The organism is Roseibium album (assembly GCF_001404515.1).
GTDB lineage: Bacteria > Pseudomonadota > Alphaproteobacteria > Rhizobiales > Stappiaceae > Roseibium > Roseibium album.
Genome location: NZ_CXWE01000001.1, coordinates 135,539 through 151,150, shown reverse-complemented (window position 1 = coordinate 151,150; position 15,612 = coordinate 135,539). Strand labels below are relative to the sequence as shown.

General features: G+C 57.4%; 18 protein-coding genes and 1 riboswitch. Of the genes, 9 read left to right on the top strand and 9 right to left on the bottom strand.

The window, feature by feature from the left end; all coding sequences use genetic code 11:
- Positions 1-5: 5 nt before the first annotated feature.
- Positions 6-527 (bottom strand): SRPBCC family protein, encoded by a 522-nt coding sequence (locus LA5095_RS00690; RefSeq protein ID WP_055112550.1) that lies wholly within the window; start codon positions 525-527, stop codon positions 6-8.
- Positions 528-717: 190 nt separating this feature from the next.
- Here LA5095_RS00690 and LA5095_RS32285 point away from each other — a divergent pair, with 190 nt between their 5' ends.
- The 3 genes from LA5095_RS32285 (at position 718) to LA5095_RS00670 (ending at position 4,447) form a co-directional block, all read left to right on the top strand.
- Positions 718-1,590 carry an NUDIX hydrolase gene (locus tag LA5095_RS32285; RefSeq protein WP_158510318.1) on the top strand — a complete coding sequence of 291 codons (873 nt, stop codon included), beginning with the start codon at positions 718-720 and terminating at the stop codon, positions 1,588-1,590.
- Between the two features lie 338 nt (positions 1,591-1,928).
- Positions 1,929-3,716 carry an HTTM domain-containing protein gene (locus LA5095_RS00680; RefSeq protein ID WP_144436104.1) on the top strand — a complete coding sequence of 596 codons (1,788 nt, stop codon included), beginning with the start codon at positions 1,929-1,931 and terminating at the stop codon, positions 3,714-3,716.
- A 374-nt stretch (positions 3,717-4,090) separates the two neighbouring features.
- On the top strand, positions 4,091-4,447 hold the full coding sequence (locus tag LA5095_RS00670) for a cupin domain-containing protein (RefSeq protein ID WP_055111077.1): 357 nt from the start codon (positions 4,091-4,093) through the stop codon (positions 4,445-4,447).
- Positions 4,448-4,525: 78 nt separating this feature from the next.
- Here the strand turns inward: LA5095_RS00670 and LA5095_RS00665 are convergent, their stop codons facing one another.
- Positions 4,526-5,230: a glutathione S-transferase N-terminal domain-containing protein gene (locus tag LA5095_RS00665; protein ID WP_055111075.1), complete on the bottom strand. Its 705-nt coding sequence runs from the start codon at positions 5,228-5,230 to the stop codon at positions 4,526-4,528.
- A 97-nt stretch (positions 5,231-5,327) separates the two neighbouring features.
- Between LA5095_RS00665 and LA5095_RS00660 the strand changes: the two genes are divergently transcribed.
- From LA5095_RS00660 to LA5095_RS00640, 5 genes are all read left to right on the top strand, one after another.
- On the top strand, positions 5,328-5,609 hold the full coding sequence (locus LA5095_RS00660) for a SlyX family protein (protein ID WP_208992509.1): 282 nt from the start codon (positions 5,328-5,330) through the stop codon (positions 5,607-5,609).
- Between the two features lie 99 nt (positions 5,610-5,708).
- The gene (locus LA5095_RS00655) at positions 5,709-6,722 is read left to right on the top strand and encodes an efflux RND transporter periplasmic adaptor subunit (protein ID WP_055111073.1); all 1,014 of its coding nucleotides are present in this window, start codon (positions 5,709-5,711) and stop codon (positions 6,720-6,722) included.
- Positions 6,722-7,957: an ABC transporter permease gene (locus LA5095_RS00650; RefSeq protein WP_055111071.1), complete on the top strand. Its 1,236-nt coding sequence runs from the start codon at positions 6,722-6,724 to the stop codon at positions 7,955-7,957. The genes LA5095_RS00655 and LA5095_RS00650 overlap by 1 nt, the downstream gene beginning before the upstream one ends.
- Positions 7,954-8,673 (top strand): ABC transporter ATP-binding protein, encoded by a 720-nt coding sequence (locus tag LA5095_RS00645; RefSeq protein WP_055111069.1) that lies wholly within the window; start codon positions 7,954-7,956, stop codon positions 8,671-8,673. The genes LA5095_RS00650 and LA5095_RS00645 overlap by 4 nt, the downstream gene beginning before the upstream one ends.
- A gap of 61 nt (positions 8,674-8,734) precedes the next feature.
- A riboswitch (SAM-I-IV-variant riboswitch) is annotated at positions 8,735-8,858 on the top strand.
- 41 nt (positions 8,859-8,899) lie between these two features.
- Positions 8,900-9,190: a hypothetical protein gene (locus tag LA5095_RS00640; protein ID WP_144436105.1), complete on the top strand. Its 291-nt coding sequence runs from the start codon at positions 8,900-8,902 to the stop codon at positions 9,188-9,190.
- A 12-nt stretch (positions 9,191-9,202) separates the two neighbouring features.
- Here LA5095_RS00640 and LA5095_RS00635 read toward each other — a convergent pair whose 3' ends face one another.
- From LA5095_RS00635 to LA5095_RS00625, 3 genes are all read right to left on the bottom strand, one after another.
- The gene (locus LA5095_RS00635) at positions 9,203-9,541 is read right to left on the bottom strand and encodes an acyl-CoA thioesterase (protein WP_051644716.1); all 339 of its coding nucleotides are present in this window, start codon (positions 9,539-9,541) and stop codon (positions 9,203-9,205) included.
- A gap of 232 nt (positions 9,542-9,773) precedes the next feature.
- Positions 9,774-9,995, bottom strand: a complete 222-nt coding sequence (locus LA5095_RS00630) for a hypothetical protein (RefSeq protein WP_055112544.1) — start codon at positions 9,993-9,995, stop codon at positions 9,774-9,776.
- Positions 9,986-10,489 carry a group III truncated hemoglobin gene (locus LA5095_RS00625; RefSeq protein ID WP_208992508.1) on the bottom strand — a complete coding sequence of 168 codons (504 nt, stop codon included), beginning with the start codon at positions 10,487-10,489 and terminating at the stop codon, positions 9,986-9,988. The genes LA5095_RS00630 and LA5095_RS00625 overlap by 10 nt, the downstream gene beginning before the upstream one ends.
- Positions 10,490-10,586: 97 nt before the next feature.
- On the opposite strand from LA5095_RS00625, the gene LA5095_RS00620 reads away from it, so the two are divergent.
- Positions 10,587-11,012, top strand: coding sequence for an RrF2 family transcriptional regulator (locus LA5095_RS00620; protein ID WP_055111062.1), 426 nt, complete (start codon positions 10,587-10,589; stop codon positions 11,010-11,012).
- A 2-nt stretch (positions 11,013-11,014) separates the two neighbouring features.
- On the opposite strand, the gene LA5095_RS00615 is transcribed toward LA5095_RS00620, so the two are convergent.
- The 4 genes from LA5095_RS00615 to LA5095_RS00600 all read right to left on the bottom strand — a co-directional run bounded on the left by LA5095_RS00615 (position 11,015) and on the right by LA5095_RS00600 (position 15,604).
- Complete coding sequence (locus LA5095_RS00615) at positions 11,015-11,704, bottom strand: Crp/Fnr family transcriptional regulator (RefSeq protein ID WP_029062316.1); 690 nt, start codon at positions 11,702-11,704, stop codon at positions 11,015-11,017.
- Between the two features lie 221 nt (positions 11,705-11,925).
- Positions 11,926-12,723: a ChbG/HpnK family deacetylase gene (locus tag LA5095_RS00610; RefSeq protein WP_055111059.1), complete on the bottom strand. Its 798-nt coding sequence runs from the start codon at positions 12,721-12,723 to the stop codon at positions 11,926-11,928.
- Positions 12,724-12,936: 213 nt separating this feature from the next.
- Entirely contained in the window at positions 12,937-14,424 is a 1,488-nt protein-coding gene (locus LA5095_RS00605) for an ArnT family glycosyltransferase (protein WP_055111058.1), read from the bottom strand.
- Positions 14,425-14,443: 19 nt separating this feature from the next.
- Positions 14,444-15,604: a glycosyltransferase gene (locus LA5095_RS00600; RefSeq protein WP_082442705.1), complete on the bottom strand. Its 1,161-nt coding sequence runs from the start codon at positions 15,602-15,604 to the stop codon at positions 14,444-14,446.
- Positions 15,605-15,612: the final 8 nt, after the last annotated feature.

Below are 15,612 nucleotides of genomic sequence, written 5' to 3'. Positions count from 1 at the left end.
CGTTTTCAGGACGCTGCCGACTCGGTTGCAGCGAGGTTATCCAGTCCCTGTTCGAATGTCTTGCCCACCATGCCATCAAGGAAAAGACCAAACACGCGGGCGACAGGATTAAGTCCCAGATCCATCTTCATCGTCCACACGACACGTGTTCCCTGAGGTGTGTCCAACGCCGTTATCTGCTGGACCGGACGCCCCATCGCTCCTAGGTCGATGTCATAACGGACACTGTCAGCTGTCACCGAGGCGACCGTCTGGCTGCCCTTGCCCTCACGACCTTCGAAACGAAACCCGGAACCGACACCCGATCGCGGTCCGAACGGCATGATCTTCAGGTCAGGATCCGAGGTCAGGTAAGGATTGAACCGCTGATATCCTTCGTTGGATGCGGCAAGGTCCAAAACGGTTTCCGGTGCCACCTTCATGGTTGCCTGCCGTTTCACGTGCACTTCTCCAGGCAGGAAGAGTGTGCCGGCGGCCGCCAGGGCAATCACCCCAACGCCGCCAAGAAGAACCGTCCATATCGTCATGTATTTCTCCATCCGGTTTTTCGAAAGCAACGGTGCTTTCATAGACATGACGAACGACCGGACGGCCGATGGACATCGGCAGCAAATTTTTCCTCCCCGAACGGTTTCAGCGCTCATGACACGTCGGCAGCCCAGCGGTATGATCCGTCTGCAGGCCTTGTACAAACGCATTTCCTGCTGGGAGGCCGGAATGGAATTACTGCTGCTTTGCGCCGGTGCCGGCGACAAGTCCTGGGCAGGACCGGCAGCCGATCGCCCGCTTCGCACGAAGGGCAAGCGCCGCGCCCAGAAAGTCGGCGCCTTGATCGGTCAACGCGGATTGCGCCCGGATATCACCTTGACTGCCTTGGACAAACGGTCCCGGGTAACGGCAGAGAAAACACTCAAGGCAGCAGGGTGGACGGCTCGCGACATTCGTGGTTCCCGGAAACTTTCAGCGGGGCGTGTTCCGGATTTGCCTGATGTGAACAGGGTGCTGTTGACAGCACCATCGGCAACAATTCAGGCGTTGGCGGATCGCCTCGGTTCCGTGCTCAGAACCCACGCCGGTGCGCTCCTCATCATGTCTCTTAACGCTGGCAATGCCGACTTGAAAGAGTACGTCGACCCTAGAAACCTGCCGGATCTCTTCCCTTGGCCTTCGCCCGACGGACCCGAACTGCGTCCGCGGCCCGCCTACTATTACACGCAATCGGCAGCCCTTCCCTATCGCAACGGCGAAGCGGGCACCGAGATCCTGATTGTCGGATCCAGCAGCGGTCGCCATTGGGTCGTCCCGAAGGGTATCGTCGAGCCCGGGCTCGGCCCGGCTCAGTCGGCGCTGATTGAAGCTCGTGAAGAAGCCGGGGTTGAAGGCATGGCAGGTCACGATCCGCTCGGCCATTACACTTACGACAAGTGGGGCGCGGCCTGCAGCGTTGCGGTCTATGCCATGGAAGTCACCCGTGTCCTGCCTGACGATCAGTGGGAGGAAAATCACCGGGACCGGCGCTGGGTGTCCCCCGTCGAGGCTGCTGATCTGCTTCATCAACCTGCTTTCAGGGGCATGCTGGCTCGGCTTTGATTCACCTGTCCAGGAAACCTGCCGTTTTGATTGTTTTCAACTTCTTGATGAATCATTCCAGGCCGTCAGCAGTCGCGGAACAGCTTCTCGAATTCGGCTTTCTTCGGGAACCGTGCCTAAATCCAGCTGCACAAAGTCCGCAAGTTTGCAGGCACATGCGCTTGATTTTCATGACGCGCCAATCCAGAGGCCCTGAACTTTTTCGACATGGATCCATTTGGGAAAGCCGTGCCACTACGTTCTTGCAGCTTAAGCCATTTCTTTAAGATAGTCCGTTACGCTACGGGGAGGATTCAAGGTCCCGGCACTGCCGGAACAGCCCGGCAGCGGTGAGGCTCTTGACGATCAGACTGGCATCTTTTCGAACGATCTTCGGCATTGATCTTCGCACACTTGCGCTGTTCCGTGTCCTGCTTTCGCTCTGGATACTCATCGATCTCTCGATGCGCGCACGGGATCTGGCGGCGCATTATACCGATTTCGGCGTCATGCCCCGCGCCGTGCAATTGGACCATCTTTACGCCCCTAGCTGGTCATTCCATCTGGCCAATGGATCGGCCTGGTTCCAGGCAATGCTTTTTGTCCTTGCCGGCCTCGTCGCGCTTTGCCTGCTGCTGGGATGGCGAACTCGCCTGATGACAGCGCTTTCCTGGGTTCTGCTCCTTTCGCTCCAGAACAGGAACACGTTCATATTGTCCGGCGAGGACAATCTGGCGCTTCTCTTGCTGTTCTGGGCCATGTTCCTGCCTCTCGGCGCGCGCTACTCGCTCGATGCAGCGGTGTCGCGACACAAGGAACTTGCCGAAAACGCCTATTTTTCGGTCGCGACAACTGCCCTGCTGTTGCAGGGAATGTCCATGTATTTCTTCAGTGCTCTCCTGAAGACACATCCCATATGGATCAGTGAGGGAACAGCGGTCTACTACGCCCTGCAACTGGACTACCTGGTCACGCCGTTCGCCCTCTGGTTTCGCCAATTCCAGGGTCTTTTGACGGGGCTCACCTACTATGTCTATCTGCTGGAGTTGATCGGCCCGATCCTCATTTTCTCACCGATCTTTCACAGGACGCTTCGAACGCTCTTCATGCTGGCCTTCGTGACCATGCATCTGGCGTTCGCCGTTTTTCTGGAGATCGGGTTTTTCCCGTTCATCTCCATCATCATGAATATCACCTTCATGCCCGGCTGGATGTGGGACAAGCTTGCCGCCGCATTGCCCAAACGCACACGCCAACCGGTTTCAATCTGGTTCGATCGTGGCTGCGACTTCTGCGAAAAGACCTGCAATATCCTGAGAATGATCCTGTTTCTGCCGTCCGTACCGGTCAAACCCGCCCAGGAGGACCCGGAAATCGGTGCTGAACTGGAGGCCCGCACTTCCTGGGTTCTGACAGTCGGAGAACAACGCCTCTTCAAGTTCGAGGCACTCGCAAAGCTGGTTACCGTCTCGCCCGTTTTTTTCCCTCTGGGTTGGTTCATGGGTCATTCCGCCTTCACGGCCATCGGCGACCATTCTTACGACTGGGTCGGTCGCAACCGGACCCGCCTCTCCCGCGTTACAGCTAGATGCCTTCCATGGCGCAGTGCCCCACCCCGGTTTGGTTGGCTTACGCAGATTGCCGCCGGTGCCTCGCTTGTCTTCATCACGGTGCAGAATGTCTCCACGCTGCCTGCGAGCGGCCTCACATTGCCAAGTGCATTCGTCGGTGCACGCCAGGCCCTCGGGCTCTATCAGCACTGGACCATGTTTGCCCCGTATCCGGAAATGACCAGCCCCTGGCCTGTGATCGAGGGGGAGCTGTCCGATGGCACCATGGTTGACGTCTACAAAGGCCGGGAGGGTCTCGCGGACTTTGAAAAACCGGCTGCCGTTTCGAAGACCTATGAGAACTACCGTTGGCGCAAGTTCCTGTCCAACGTGGAAGACCAGTCCTATGAAGATGTAACACAGGTGCTTGCGCTCAATTATGCGCGGTACCTGTGCCGCAACTGGTCCGCCAGGCAAAACGGTTCTGTGTCCCTGACCAATTTCGTCATTTTCTTTCAGATCGAGAGAACGCCCCGGCCCGGCGCTGCGAAAGAGATCGAAACACGCACTGTCTGGACGCACGATTGCTTGGGCTGACCAACTGGCAGCTCTCCGGATCAACGGTCCAATCTTTTCAATCCATGAGCGAGAATTTTGTCGTCCCCCACCGGAAATTCAACCGATGGCCCGGCAGAAATCCGCCAGGCCGCAATTGTGGTTTGCGGGGTCAAGGAAGATCAACTGGATGGTGCCGCCGAAACTTGCAAACCTCTGCTGCACGAGACCGCACTGAACATTCACTTTTTTGGCGCGACGAACCGGGTATCGCCGCACCGCTCAACCCGACACCTTACGCGATGCTCCGGCGGCACCAGCACGGTGTGCGATAACATCGCGGCAGCCAGTTTCCAGATGACTCGGCAATCCGGTTCTGCAAAGTAACAGGCAGACCCGATGAAAGGACCTCGTACATGAAATCCATCGATCTTTCAGAGAAACTGGCCCTGTTTTCCAGCCACTGGGATCCCCATGTGGTGTCCGACTATAACGACAACGACGTCATGGTGGTGAAGTTCAAGGGTGAATATCCGTTTCACAAGCATGACACGACGGACGACTTCTTCTACGTCCTTGAAGGCGAGATGATCATGGATATCGAAGGGCAACCGCCGCGGACCGTGAAAGCGGGAGACCTTTTTATCGTTCCGAAAGGGGTTGTTCATCGCCCAAGAGCCGAAAAGGAAGTTAAGGTTCTTCTGATCGAGCCCAAGGGAGAGCCCAATTCCGGCGATTCCGATCGTGCACCGGCGCCTAAGCCGAGAATTTAAGGCCGTGTAAAACCGTACGGTCACCTGGCTGGAAAAGGCGGTTTGGTTCCGCCTTTCCGACAGGCCAGTCCATGCTGCCTAGTCCCGTGCAGGAATATTGATCGCCTTTTGGCTGGCCGGGCGGGCGAGGCAAGTATCCACCCAGCGCACGACATTCTTGAAATCATGATAGCCGACAACTTCAGCGGCTTCGTAAAAACCGTTGATGTTGCGCGCCCAGGGCCAGGAAGTGATGTCGGCGATCGTATAGTCGTTCCCCATTATGAACTCGCGGCCATCGAGTTGGGCGTCGAGCACTTTAAGAAGGCGTTTGACTTCATCGCGATAACGCTCGAACGGACGGCGATCCTCAAAATTCTTTCCGGCAAACTTGTGAAAAAAGCCAAGCTGGCCGGTCATTGGACCCAGGCCGCCCATCTGCCACATCACCCACTGGATCGCCTTATATTTTTCGCCCGGTTCGGCGGGAAGGAACTTCCCCGTCTTTTCGGCAAGATAGATGAGGATCGCGCCGGACTCCCAAAGAGCAAGAGGTTTTCCCCCGGGGCCGTTCGGGTCGATAATCGCCGGGATCTTGTTGTTCGGGTTGAGCGAAAGAAACTCCGGAGAGGTCTGGTCGTTGGTTCCGAAATCCACCTTGTGCGGTTCATATGCCAGGCCTGTTTCCTCGAGCATCGCCGAGACCTTGATACCGTTCGGTGTCGGCAGGGAATAGAGCTGGAGACGGTCGGGATGTTCGGCTGGCCACTTCTTGGTGATCAGGAAATCGGACAAGGTGTTCATGAAGATCTCTCTGGTTTTATGCCCCGGCAGCTCCAGCCGGGATCCCGAAGGTCATATAACACTCGCGATCGCAATTTAAACCCATCGTCCGGATGCGATGAATAGATTTGTTCTTTCGCGGGATTACGCCTATATCAGCGCGGCCAACGACAACGAGGAATGCCCGATGACACAGGATCACGAAGCGCGGATCGAGCAGCTTGAGATCGACCTGGCACATGCCAATCGCACGATTGAAGATCTCAACAGCGTCGCGGTCGCGCATGGCAACCAAATCGACCGGCTGACGCAGCTCCTCGCCAAGATGACCGATCAGATGGAAGAGCTCGCGGAACAGGTTCTGCCAGCCCACAGTATCGACAAACCGCCGCATTACTGACCGAGTTTGTGACCGTGCCGTTGTCGCGGAAGAATTGATTCATGACATGGACGTCATGACATGAACTTCTAGACTCGTGCAGTCACATTCAGGTGCTTCATGCGTTCATTTCGATATCCAGTCCTGCTTCTTCTGCTCGTTGCGACCCTCGCCAGCGCCTATTGGTGGTCCAGCCGTCCGCCAGAGGTTGCAGTCACGCAACCTTTCAGGGGCCGTGCCGCCGAGGTGGTCTATGCAACAGCTGTCGTGGAACCCGTCAGGTGGGCAAAGGTTACAAGCATCATTCGTGAAAGGATCATATCCCTTTGCGGCTGTGAAGGGGCGGAAGTCCGGCAAGGCGACCAACTTGCCGAATTGGACAGCGGGGACGCGCGGGCGACGCTCGCCGAGCTAGAGGCACGCCGCGAACTGGCCCTGTCGGACCGGGAGCGGGCGTTGCAGCTCATGGAGCGGCGTGTCGTCAGCCAGCAGGTTTATGAAAAGGCTCAGAACGAGGTCATTCGCATCAATGCGACGATCGCCGCGCAGAAGGAGCGGTTGCGGGACTACCTGATCACCGCGCCGATGGATGGCGCTGTGTTACGGCAGGACGGTTCTGTCGGCGAGGTTGCGGAACCTGGCGAAATCCTGTTCTGGATCGGGCAGCCCCTGCCATTGCAGCTTGTTGCGGAGGTGAACGAGGAAGATATCCCGAAAGTCGAGAAAGGCCACAAGGCGCTCATTCGTTCGGACGCGTTTCCAGATGAAGATCTCGCCGCAACAGTCTCGAGAATTACTCCGAAAGGTGATCCGATTCTCAAAAACTACCGCGTTTACCTCGAACTTCCGGACGATACCCCCTTGCGTATCGGCATGACCACGGAAATCAACATCGTCACAAACGAAAGGGACGATGTCCTGTTGCTGCCGATTGCCGCTTTCGACGGCACCATGCTTCAGGTCCTGGACGACCAGGACCGGATTTCGCTTATCAAGGTCAAGACCGGCATTCGCGGCACCAGAGCGATCGAGGTTCTCGACGGCATTGGGGAGCAGAACCAGGTCGTCTTTCCGTTTCAGGCTGACCTTTCGGAGGGCGACAGGGTTGCACCGAGGGATGGAGGAGCCAGGTAATGCTGCTGTTGCGGATAGCTGCGACACATGTCCGGAACCGCATGCGGCAAACCGTTGTCTCAACGTTGGGCGTTGCCCTTGGCGTCGGCTTTTCAGTTGCCATGGCCAGCCTCATGGAAGGCTCGCAGCGGGACTTCATGACGACGCTGATCGAGGCAATTCCACATGTTGAAATCCTGGACGAGCAGCGAAACCCGGCAGAGCAACCGGCAACGGCAAAGTACGACGCTGTGGCCTTTCACGGCTTGCGGCCGCTGGAAGATTTGCGCGGCATCCGCAACCCGACGGAAGCCATCGCCTCGCTGCGCGACTGGGTGCTTGGCGATTTCGCCCAGCGGCTGAGCGGCCAGGCCGTACTGCGCTACAGCGGGCAGGACATTGGCATGACGCTTGTCGGAGTGGTTCCGAGACGCGAATTACTGGTTTCCAAAGTCCGGGAGGACATGCGCGCCGGCAGCTTTGAAGCCCTCGATACGACAGCGAATGGCCTGGTGATTGGCGGCAAGGCTGCCAGTCGTCTGGGCGCGGAACTCGGCGACACGGTCACGCTGACCTCGGCGAACGGCATCGCCAAACGGTTCAAGATCGTCGGCCTGTTCCACACGGGCATCACGACCAGCGACGAGGGCCTTGCCTATGCTCCGCTCAAGGCCGTGCAGATACTTCTGGAAAAACCGGACATCATCAACAGCATCTCGATCAGACTGGCCGATATCAGACAAGCGAATGATGTCGCCGCGCGCGCGGAGCGTCAGCTCGGATACAAGGCCGTCTCCTGGGAGGAAGCCAATGAAGGCCTGATGGAGGCCTTCGTCGTGCGCAATGCGATCATGTATACCGTTGTCGGCGCAATCCTGGTGGTCGCCGGCTTCGGAATATTCAATATCGTGTCCACGATCGTGCACGAGAAGGCACGGGACATTGCAATACTGAAGTCTCTCGGCTTTCCGGAGTCCGACATTCAGCAGATCTTCGTTCTCGAAGGCCTGGTGATCGGCATTCTGGGAGCGCTTGCAGGGTGCCTGCTCGGCTTCGGGCTTTCAAGCTATCTGGCGACCGTCAAGTTCGAGGTCACCACGGATATCGAGATGACCCGTTTACCGATACATTTTTCGTATATCCACTACGTGCTTTCCTGCTTCCTCGCCCTGTTTTCCTCTGCCATCGCAGGCCTCATTCCGGCCAGGAAGGCCGCGAAACTCAATCCCGTGGACATCATCAGGGGTGCGACATGACCCCGGCCGAGGCTGGTCCGACCAGCAATGTCAGCCTTCTTCTCCAGACCAGGAAACTGACCCGGATTCTCCCCGCCGTTGTTCCTGTCACCCTGGTTCAGGATGTCGATATCAGCATCGGAAATTCGGAGTTCGTTGCGATCACCGGACCTTCCGGTTCCGGCAAATCCTCGCTGCTTTACCTGCTTGGCCTGCTCGACAAACCGACATCAGGCGGGGTGTTGATTGAAGAAAGCAGCACATCGGATTTGTCTTCCGGCGAGATGGCATCGATGCGTCTTGCAAAAATCGGCTTTGTTTTTCAGTTTCACTTTCTCCTCCCCGAATTCACGGCCCTGGAAAACATCATGATCCCGATGCAGAAACTCGGCAGGCTTTCCGCCCGGGACCAGCTCGAACACGCCACCGGGCTATTGGTGGATCTTGGCCTGCAGGACTTTCTTCACCGCCGGCCTGCGCAACTTTCCGGGGGACAACGCCAACGGGTTGCGGTGGCCAGGGCACTTGCCAATTCGCCGGACCTGATCCTGGCGGACGAACCGACGGGCAGCCTTGATTCAGCGGCAACGGAACAGGTCTTTGGCAGTCTCCAGTCGATCGTCGAGACACAAAAGACAACCGTGGTTGCCGTGACCCACGACATGGATCTTGCGTCCCGCATGCAGCGCCGCATCCATCTTGTGGATGGCAAGATCGATTACGATCGTGTCCAGTAGGTGCCGGAACATCAACTTTTCCTGTCCGGCTTGCCAAGCCATAAATGTCATGTCATAAGCATCCCATCATCAAGAGAAGGGCTGGCGCCCTCGCCAACCTGCCGAACCGGGCAAGGTGGTTTCCGCAACAGGGATGCGGCCGGATGGAACCTCATAGAGGTATTCCGGCAATGAAGCGGTTCAATTGCATGCGCCAGTCCTCCTCGGGCAACTGATGGAGGATTTTTTGTCTCAAGAGCCTTTTGCCGGACGCGCGGCAGTTCTGATTGAGGACCATCTGGCGGCGAATGCCGCAATCGCCGACACGGCTGTCTGGCAGCAGGCGGCCGAAGACTGCGTGATGATGCGCATCCAGAGCCTGCGTCTGATCGGCGGTTTGCCGCACCACAAGGCGCCTCTTGCAGAAGAGGTCAGGATCAGGCGCCTGAAGGACCTTCTCCGACTTTGGGCAAACGGCTGCACCTGTGCCGTCGATGAAGATCTGTTTGCCGATCTTTTGAAGCGCAAGCGGTCGTGAGCCTGAAGGATGTCAGTTCGGGACCGGCCGGGGACGGCCGCTATCATCAACGGATACGAAAGTGAAATGGGCTTCCGTAACCTTTTCGCGATGGCCGTAACGGTGGCGCAGCGCCCAGGCATCCAGCCTGATTTCCATTGACGAATTGCCGACGCGAACGACCTGGGTATAGACGCAAAGAACGTCGCCGACATGAACCGGGCGAATGAACTTCATCCGGTCTACGGCGATGGTCACCACCCTGCCCTCAGCGCGTTGCCCGGCAGCAATGCCGCCTGCAAGGTCCATCTGCGAAAGTACCCAACCACCGAAAATGTCTCCCGCAGCATTGGTATCTGCGGGCATCGCCATTGTTCGCAGCGTCAAGTCACCACTCGGTTTCTCCTGCTCTTCGCTCACGCTGATCCTCTCCTTTTCAGTTTCGGAAAAGACTAGCGGCAAGCAGGCAGATCACAAGCTTTTCTTGTCAGATCAGCAGCATAAGGATTGCCATGATCCACAAGGGAGCCGGTGAGGCAACCCAGATCAACAGGATAGGCAGGCCGCGTGGCAGAAAATTCGACAAGGACATTTCACGTTTCCATTATCCAAAGACCGGCAATTCAACAACGGTAAGCACCACGAGTGCCAGCATGCCCGTGACAAAGGCGAGTTTCGCACTGCCGATCAATGTTCGACCGGCGGTGTCGAGCCTCGGCAGTTCCATTTGCCGGGAATCCAGATACATGGACACCAGCATTACCGAGAAAATCGCGAACCAGACGACCACGAGAACCTCGGCGACAAGAACGACTGCTACCAGCATGATCCGCTCCATTCCGATTGTTGGGATGTCAGTTCGGCCGGAGGCGACGACCCGGCATGGCCGAATGTCGCGAGCCAGAGACTTTGTGCAATCCGTTCGGCAACTGCGATGATCTCATCTGCCAGATCAGGCACGAACAACTCGCGAACGACAGGACGAAAAATCGACAGCCAATCTCCATAATCGGAACTGACCACCTCTTTCAGCTTCAGATGTGCCGGGACAGGCTTGCCCTTGTAGGCGCCATTCTTCAGGAGAACGGATTGCCAGAAGGCTTCCATCTTCGGCAGATGCTCTTCCCATTTGCCGTCAAGTCGACCTTTGAAGATCAGACCGAGACGCGGATGCTCACGAATACAGCCATAGAAGGTGTGCACCATCACCCGAATGGATTGCTCGTTCACCGTCTCGTACCGGCGCAGGCGATCACCTGTTTCCCTCACCGGACGAACCGGTAACTTGTATCTGTCTGAACCGGATCTGCGCGCTTTCATCGCCCTCTCCATAACATTCATTTTAGATGTATCTTTTAAATGACACACATCGACGCTAAAATCAACATCTCAGATGAATGTTTTATGGAGCCCAGCCATGCGCCTCAGTCAGGCCAGCGATTTTGCATTGAGAATTCTGATGGCCACCGGTCAGACGGACAAGCCGCAGACAGTAGACAGTCTGAGCACACAGCTCGGACTGGCCAAATCACATGTCATGAAAATCGTCGCCCAGCTTGCGCGGGCCGGATACCTGAAAACCACGCGCGGGCGCGGTGGCGGTATTCGCCTGGGACGCTCACCGGAAGAGATCCGGCTCGGAGATGTCGTCAGGCTGATCGAACCTGACCTGGGTGTCGTCGCCTGCCTCAAACCGGAGCTAACAGTTTGCGCCTTTCTGCCGCGCTGCGCCCTGAAGGGAGCCATGTCGCGCGCGGCGGAAGCGTTTCTGGACAGTCTCGATACCGAGACGCTGGCCACGATCCTTGCAGGGACGCAACTGGCCAGTTTGCCGGGCAAGTAAACCTAAAGCGTGGACGCCTGCTCCAGGAATTCCCGGTCCTCCAGACAATAATATCCCGATATCCTGCTGATCGTCCCGGAACGTTTCCAGTCATTCAGCACGCGGCTGACATTTTCACGCGCCGCCCCGGCCATGTTGGCAATGTCCGCCTGGCTGAGCTTGTAGTGGATGAGCATCCGGCCATCGTCCAACGTTTTTCCGAAGGTCTCCGACAATTGCAGCAGGGTCTGCGCGACCCGCCCCGGCAATGGCAGGAAAGACCTTGCCGCCAGAACGTCATTGGCATGACGCAACCGTTTTCCGACGATCGACAGCATGTGGCGGTAAACCGCCGGGTGTTCATCGGAAAACCGCTGGAAGGCCGCCTTGTCGATGAAAGCGAGTTGCGCCTCTTTCAGCGCACTGACTGTTGCGGAGCGCGGGCGTCCGTCAAGGAGTGCCAATTCGCCGACCAGATCACCCGGGCCAAGAACCGCCAGGAGTTGTTCGTCTCCCTCAACGGACAGGAGCGATACCTTCAACGAGCCCTCCAGAACGGCATAACAACCGTTCCCCGGATCGCCGTTTTCAAACAATATTGTACCTGCTGCCAGTTTCATCGGCCTTGCGAGCCGGGATAACCCGACAGCCAAATCCGGCTCAAGCCCTTCCAAAGAAAAGCTGTTTTTCAAAAAGTCCTTGATTTCAGCCACACCTACCCCCTGCCAAAGGACGTTCACGACACATAAAATTTCCTGCCACGCGCAATCCTGTGATGTCCGTCACGTGCGTTCAAGAAAAAAATACCTATATCTAGAGTCATGGAAGCGGGGCTGCCCCTCCCCCCTTCCTGACCTCCACGAAAAACGGCTCTGTTCCCCGCAGAGCCGTTTTTTCGTTTCATCGATCAAAATCCCGCGAACCGGCGGTTTTTTCAATTCAAAAACACATCCTTGCGGTCAATGGTCCGAAAAAACCTGTCGCTGGCAAGGACCTCGTACTGGCATTCGCGGATTGCAATTTTTTTACGAGGTTCTTCCCGCATCAACCTGTCGTCGGACTTTCCGGGGATCGCGGCGACGAAACTCCGGTCGTTCATGCCGTCGAAATGATTGAGGAGAAGCTCGTGAAGCTCCTCGACATTGCTGGTCTGTGGCAAAGGCTCTGCAGAGGGCAGAATTTTAAGATTGTATCCCTTTGCAAGACGCGCAAGACGCAAAGTCTTGAGGCCAGACCGAAGCGGTGAGATCACCAGTGGCGGCTGATCGAAATCCGCGCGCTCAATCGCCTTGAACACAATCCGGGCAATCGATGTTCTCGACAGCAATCCTTCGCGGACTGCGACAAAATCCGGTTGCCGCTGCATGAGCACCGAATAGCGCGTCAGCTGGGCAAGGGCCTCGTCCAGCAGGACTTCATCGGGCAGCAGACGGAAGAAAGCGCGCCTGTTGAGCTGTTCGCGGGTGAACATGCGATCTCCGCAGGTTTCCTGCATACGCGTGCTTACCGGCAGGACCCGATCGCCGCTGAAGGCAAGCGTAATACCGAAAAGCATGCGGTCTCCGACCTTCTCGGCAACTTCCTGAAGCGGTCTGAATTCGCGTGGCCAGAGTTCGGTGGTGACCAACGCACCGATGGCGCTCAGCCGGCCATTGACCGCAAGGTCGCGCAATGCGCGGTCAACGCCGAATGCGAGACCGTAATCCAGTGCACCAAGTGTAATTTGTTTCATCTAGTCTGACAGGCGGGTCGGTGATTCAATGTTTCACCCAATTCCCTGCGTCATTCGGGAGATCTTTGCAAGTCTGTTGCGCAGATTGAGGAGACTTGAATGCGAAACAGATGCCCATGTGTCCAGGTATTCGTCACGCACCGAGTATTTCCCTGCGCCGGGTGAGCAGCTTGTTTCTCACAGTCAAACGGATTGCTCGGCTCCGCAAAACAACTACTTCTCCCGAGGCTCAAAAACCGGCGCCTTCAAACCATCAACCTTGTAAACGACAAGTTCCTCCAGCGGCACGCCCTTCACCTTGCGTACCAGAACGGCAAGTTCCTCGACCGTTTCGAACGATCGTTGCAGGTCGCCGGCCTTGTCGCGCCGTTTTTCGGTGAAGTAGAGACCCGGTTGCACAAAGAGGGTTTCGTCCGGATCAGGGGTCATGATGTAGCGGATGCGCTCGGTCACCTGAATGACAGGCAGTTTGTCTTTCATCAGAAAGTCGGTCTGCGCATTGAGGCCATAGCTCATGGTCAGGATGTAGGACGCATTCTCATCTTCGGCCAGTTGTTCCACAGCCGCACCGATCTCGTCCCAACCGCGCAGCTGGAACGTCGGGTCCTTGCGGGCGAGTTGTCCCGTGACCGGATAAACGGCATGGATCTGCACCAGAACGGCGACGAATATTCCGATCGCGATTCCGGCAACTGCCACTTTTCGCCAGATCAAATGATCTATGCGCGGTGACGTCATGAAGACCGCCGCCATCATGGCGAAGGCCGGAAACAGCGGCGCAGGCCAGTTGGCCTGAACCCGGGCATGGAGCGAGTGATACGTCAGATAGAGCATGAACGGCAGCGTTGTCAGCAGGATCAGGGACGCGGCACTTTCCCTTGCCCGGAAAGCTTTGAAAAGAAGTCCCGCGCCTGCGGCAGCCAGAATGGCAATCAGGGGGTTCAGGAGCCCGACCAGGGCACCGAGATATTCAAAGACGTATTTCGTTGTGAAGCCACCGCTGCCCGCACGGCCGAACTGCTTGTAAAAACTCACCCACTCATGGACATGGTTCCAGTAGAGCACCGGCGAAAAGCAAAGAAACGCAAGGGCTCCCCCCGCCCAGAGCTGCCAGGTGCTCCACCAGCGTCGTGCCTCCGGCACCCAGATGAGCCAAAGCACGATGCCGGCCCCAAGGAAAAGCAGTGAATATTTCGACAACAGACCGAAACCGGCCATCAGCCCGACCAGCAGCCACCAGTTCGGATTTCTTGATACGGACAATTCGGCAAGCGTCCAGAATGTCAGTCCCCAGAAGACAACGGAGGGTGCATCAGGCGTTGCCAGGATGCCGCCGATCCCGATCAGCAGGCTGGTGTTCAGAAACAGAACGGCCCAGCCCGCTGTGCGTCGGTCGAACAGGATCGTGGCTGAGCGCCAGAGTGCAAGGGAGCCGATCAGGCCCGAGAAGACGACCACCGCGCGCACGGCCAGGACCGTGTCGCCGAAAACCGCCTGCCCGGCGGAAATCCACCAACCGATCATCGGCGGGTGATCGTAGTAGCTCAGGGCCGGAAAGAGCCCCCAGATGCGATAATACGCTTCGTCCTCGACAAGATGAGCATTGGCAGCAGCGAAAATCTTGAGTGCCGTCAGAAGACCGACAATCAGAACCAGTCCCGACGGCCGCAGGAAATACGGCAGGTCTTCGGTCTTTGCCACGTTAGGTCATACCCGCCGTTTACGATCTCCGCCAGGTGAGCGCGGAGCTGGCCGCGTAATTCCATACCGCTCCCATCACGGCACCTGCGGTTCCGGCAACCCACCAATAAACCGGGTCGGCGTAAATCAGGTTGGCGACGCCGACATTGGCGAGCACACCAACGGAGCAGACGGCATAGAAAGTCAGGAGACCGATCAGTGCCCTCACGCCCCTGAGGCGCCGGTCACGGTAAGTCAGCTGATTGTTCAGGAAAAAATTCGATGTCATGGCAACGAAGGATGCTGCCGTCTGCGCCAGATTGAATTCCATCCCGCCCAGCAAAAAGAACCGCAGGGCGACCAGATGGACGAAAAGCCCGCTGGCGCCGACAAGTCCGAACATCAGAAAGCGGACGGAGACGATATCGCCGAAGTACTTGGCCAGCAGCAGACCGAAATAGTCCAGTGTCACCAGCGTGTCCAGCTTGCTTTCCCCATGCTGGCGTTCACGGAAGGTGAACGGAAGTTCCTTGATCTTCAGCGTACCGTTGGCGCTGGATACCAGATCGAGCAGGATCTTGAAGCCCTGGGGCGACAGACGCGGTGCGAGCGCCTCCGCCTTGTCACGGCGCACCATGAAGAAACCGCTCATCGGATCGCTCAAGGTCACGTTCAGGAGCTTTTGAGCCAGCCCGTTCGCGATATTTGAACCCCACGCGCGAATAGCGGACAGGCCTTCGCCGACAGTGCCGCCTTCCACCTTGCGGCTGGCGACAACAAGATCAGTGTCATCGGATTTGATTGCAGCGAACATCTTCGGCAGCAGCGTCTCATCGTGCTGCAGATCGGCGTCCATGATGGCGACAAACGGCGCTGACGACGACAGGATTCCCTCGATGCAAGCGCCGGACAGTCCGCGGCGCCCGATCCGCCGGATAACCCGCACGCGCGGATCGACACCCGCGATCTTTCGGGCAACCTCGGTCGTTCCGTCCGGTGAATTGTCGTCGACCACGATCGCCTCCCAGGCAATGCCTGAAAGGGCCTTGTCGAGCAGATCGATGAGGATCGGGATATTGCCGGCTTCATTGAAACTGGGCAGCACGACACTCAGCTCTGCCGCACGCAATCCGGAAGCGTCTCGGGGGCTGTCCCAGCCTCCCTCATCCGTGCCTTGTGCAATGCTGGCTGCGCTTTCCATGTTTCAAC

What these genes read in the sequence shown, in the direction of transcription:
- LA5095_RS00690 (WP_055112550.1), bottom strand. Translation starts at nt 527, where the DNA reads ATGACGATATGGACGGTTCTTCTTGGCGGCGTTGGGGTGATTGCCCTG.
- LA5095_RS32285 (WP_158510318.1), top strand. Translation starts at nt 718, where the DNA reads ATGGAATTACTGCTGCTTTGCGCCGGTGCCGGCGACAAGTCCTGGGCA.
- LA5095_RS00670 (WP_055111077.1), top strand. Translation starts at nt 4,091, where the DNA reads ATGAAATCCATCGATCTTTCAGAGAAACTGGCCCTGTTTTCCAGCCAC.
- LA5095_RS00665 (WP_055111075.1), bottom strand. Translation starts at nt 5,230, where the DNA reads ATGAACACCTTGTCCGATTTCCTGATCACCAAGAAGTGGCCAGCCGAA.
- LA5095_RS00660 (WP_208992509.1), top strand. Translation starts at nt 5,328, where the DNA reads ATGAATAGATTTGTTCTTTCGCGGGATTACGCCTATATCAGCGCGGCC.
- LA5095_RS00655 (WP_055111073.1), top strand. Translation starts at nt 5,709, where the DNA reads ATGCGTTCATTTCGATATCCAGTCCTGCTTCTTCTGCTCGTTGCGACC.
- LA5095_RS00650 (WP_055111071.1), top strand. Translation starts at nt 6,722, where the DNA reads ATGCTGCTGTTGCGGATAGCTGCGACACATGTCCGGAACCGCATGCGG.
- LA5095_RS00645 (WP_055111069.1), top strand. Translation starts at nt 7,954, where the DNA reads ATGACCCCGGCCGAGGCTGGTCCGACCAGCAATGTCAGCCTTCTTCTC.
- LA5095_RS00635 (WP_051644716.1), bottom strand. Translation starts at nt 9,541, where the DNA reads ATGGCGATGCCCGCAGATACCAATGCTGCGGGAGACATTTTCGGTGGT.
- LA5095_RS00630 (WP_055112544.1), bottom strand. Translation starts at nt 9,995, where the DNA reads ATGCTGGTAGCAGTCGTTCTTGTCGCCGAGGTTCTCGTGGTCGTCTGG.
- LA5095_RS00625 (WP_208992508.1), bottom strand. Translation starts at nt 10,489, where the DNA reads ATGAAAGCGCGCAGATCCGGTTCAGACAGATACAAGTTACCGGTTCGT.
- LA5095_RS00620 (WP_055111062.1), top strand. Translation starts at nt 10,587, where the DNA reads ATGCGCCTCAGTCAGGCCAGCGATTTTGCATTGAGAATTCTGATGGCC.
- LA5095_RS00610 (WP_055111059.1), bottom strand. Translation starts at nt 12,723, where the DNA reads ATGAAACAAATTACACTTGGTGCACTGGATTACGGTCTCGCATTCGGC.
- LA5095_RS00600 (WP_082442705.1), bottom strand. Translation starts at nt 15,604, where the DNA reads ATGGAAAGCGCAGCCAGCATTGCACAAGGCACGGATGAGGGAGGCTGG.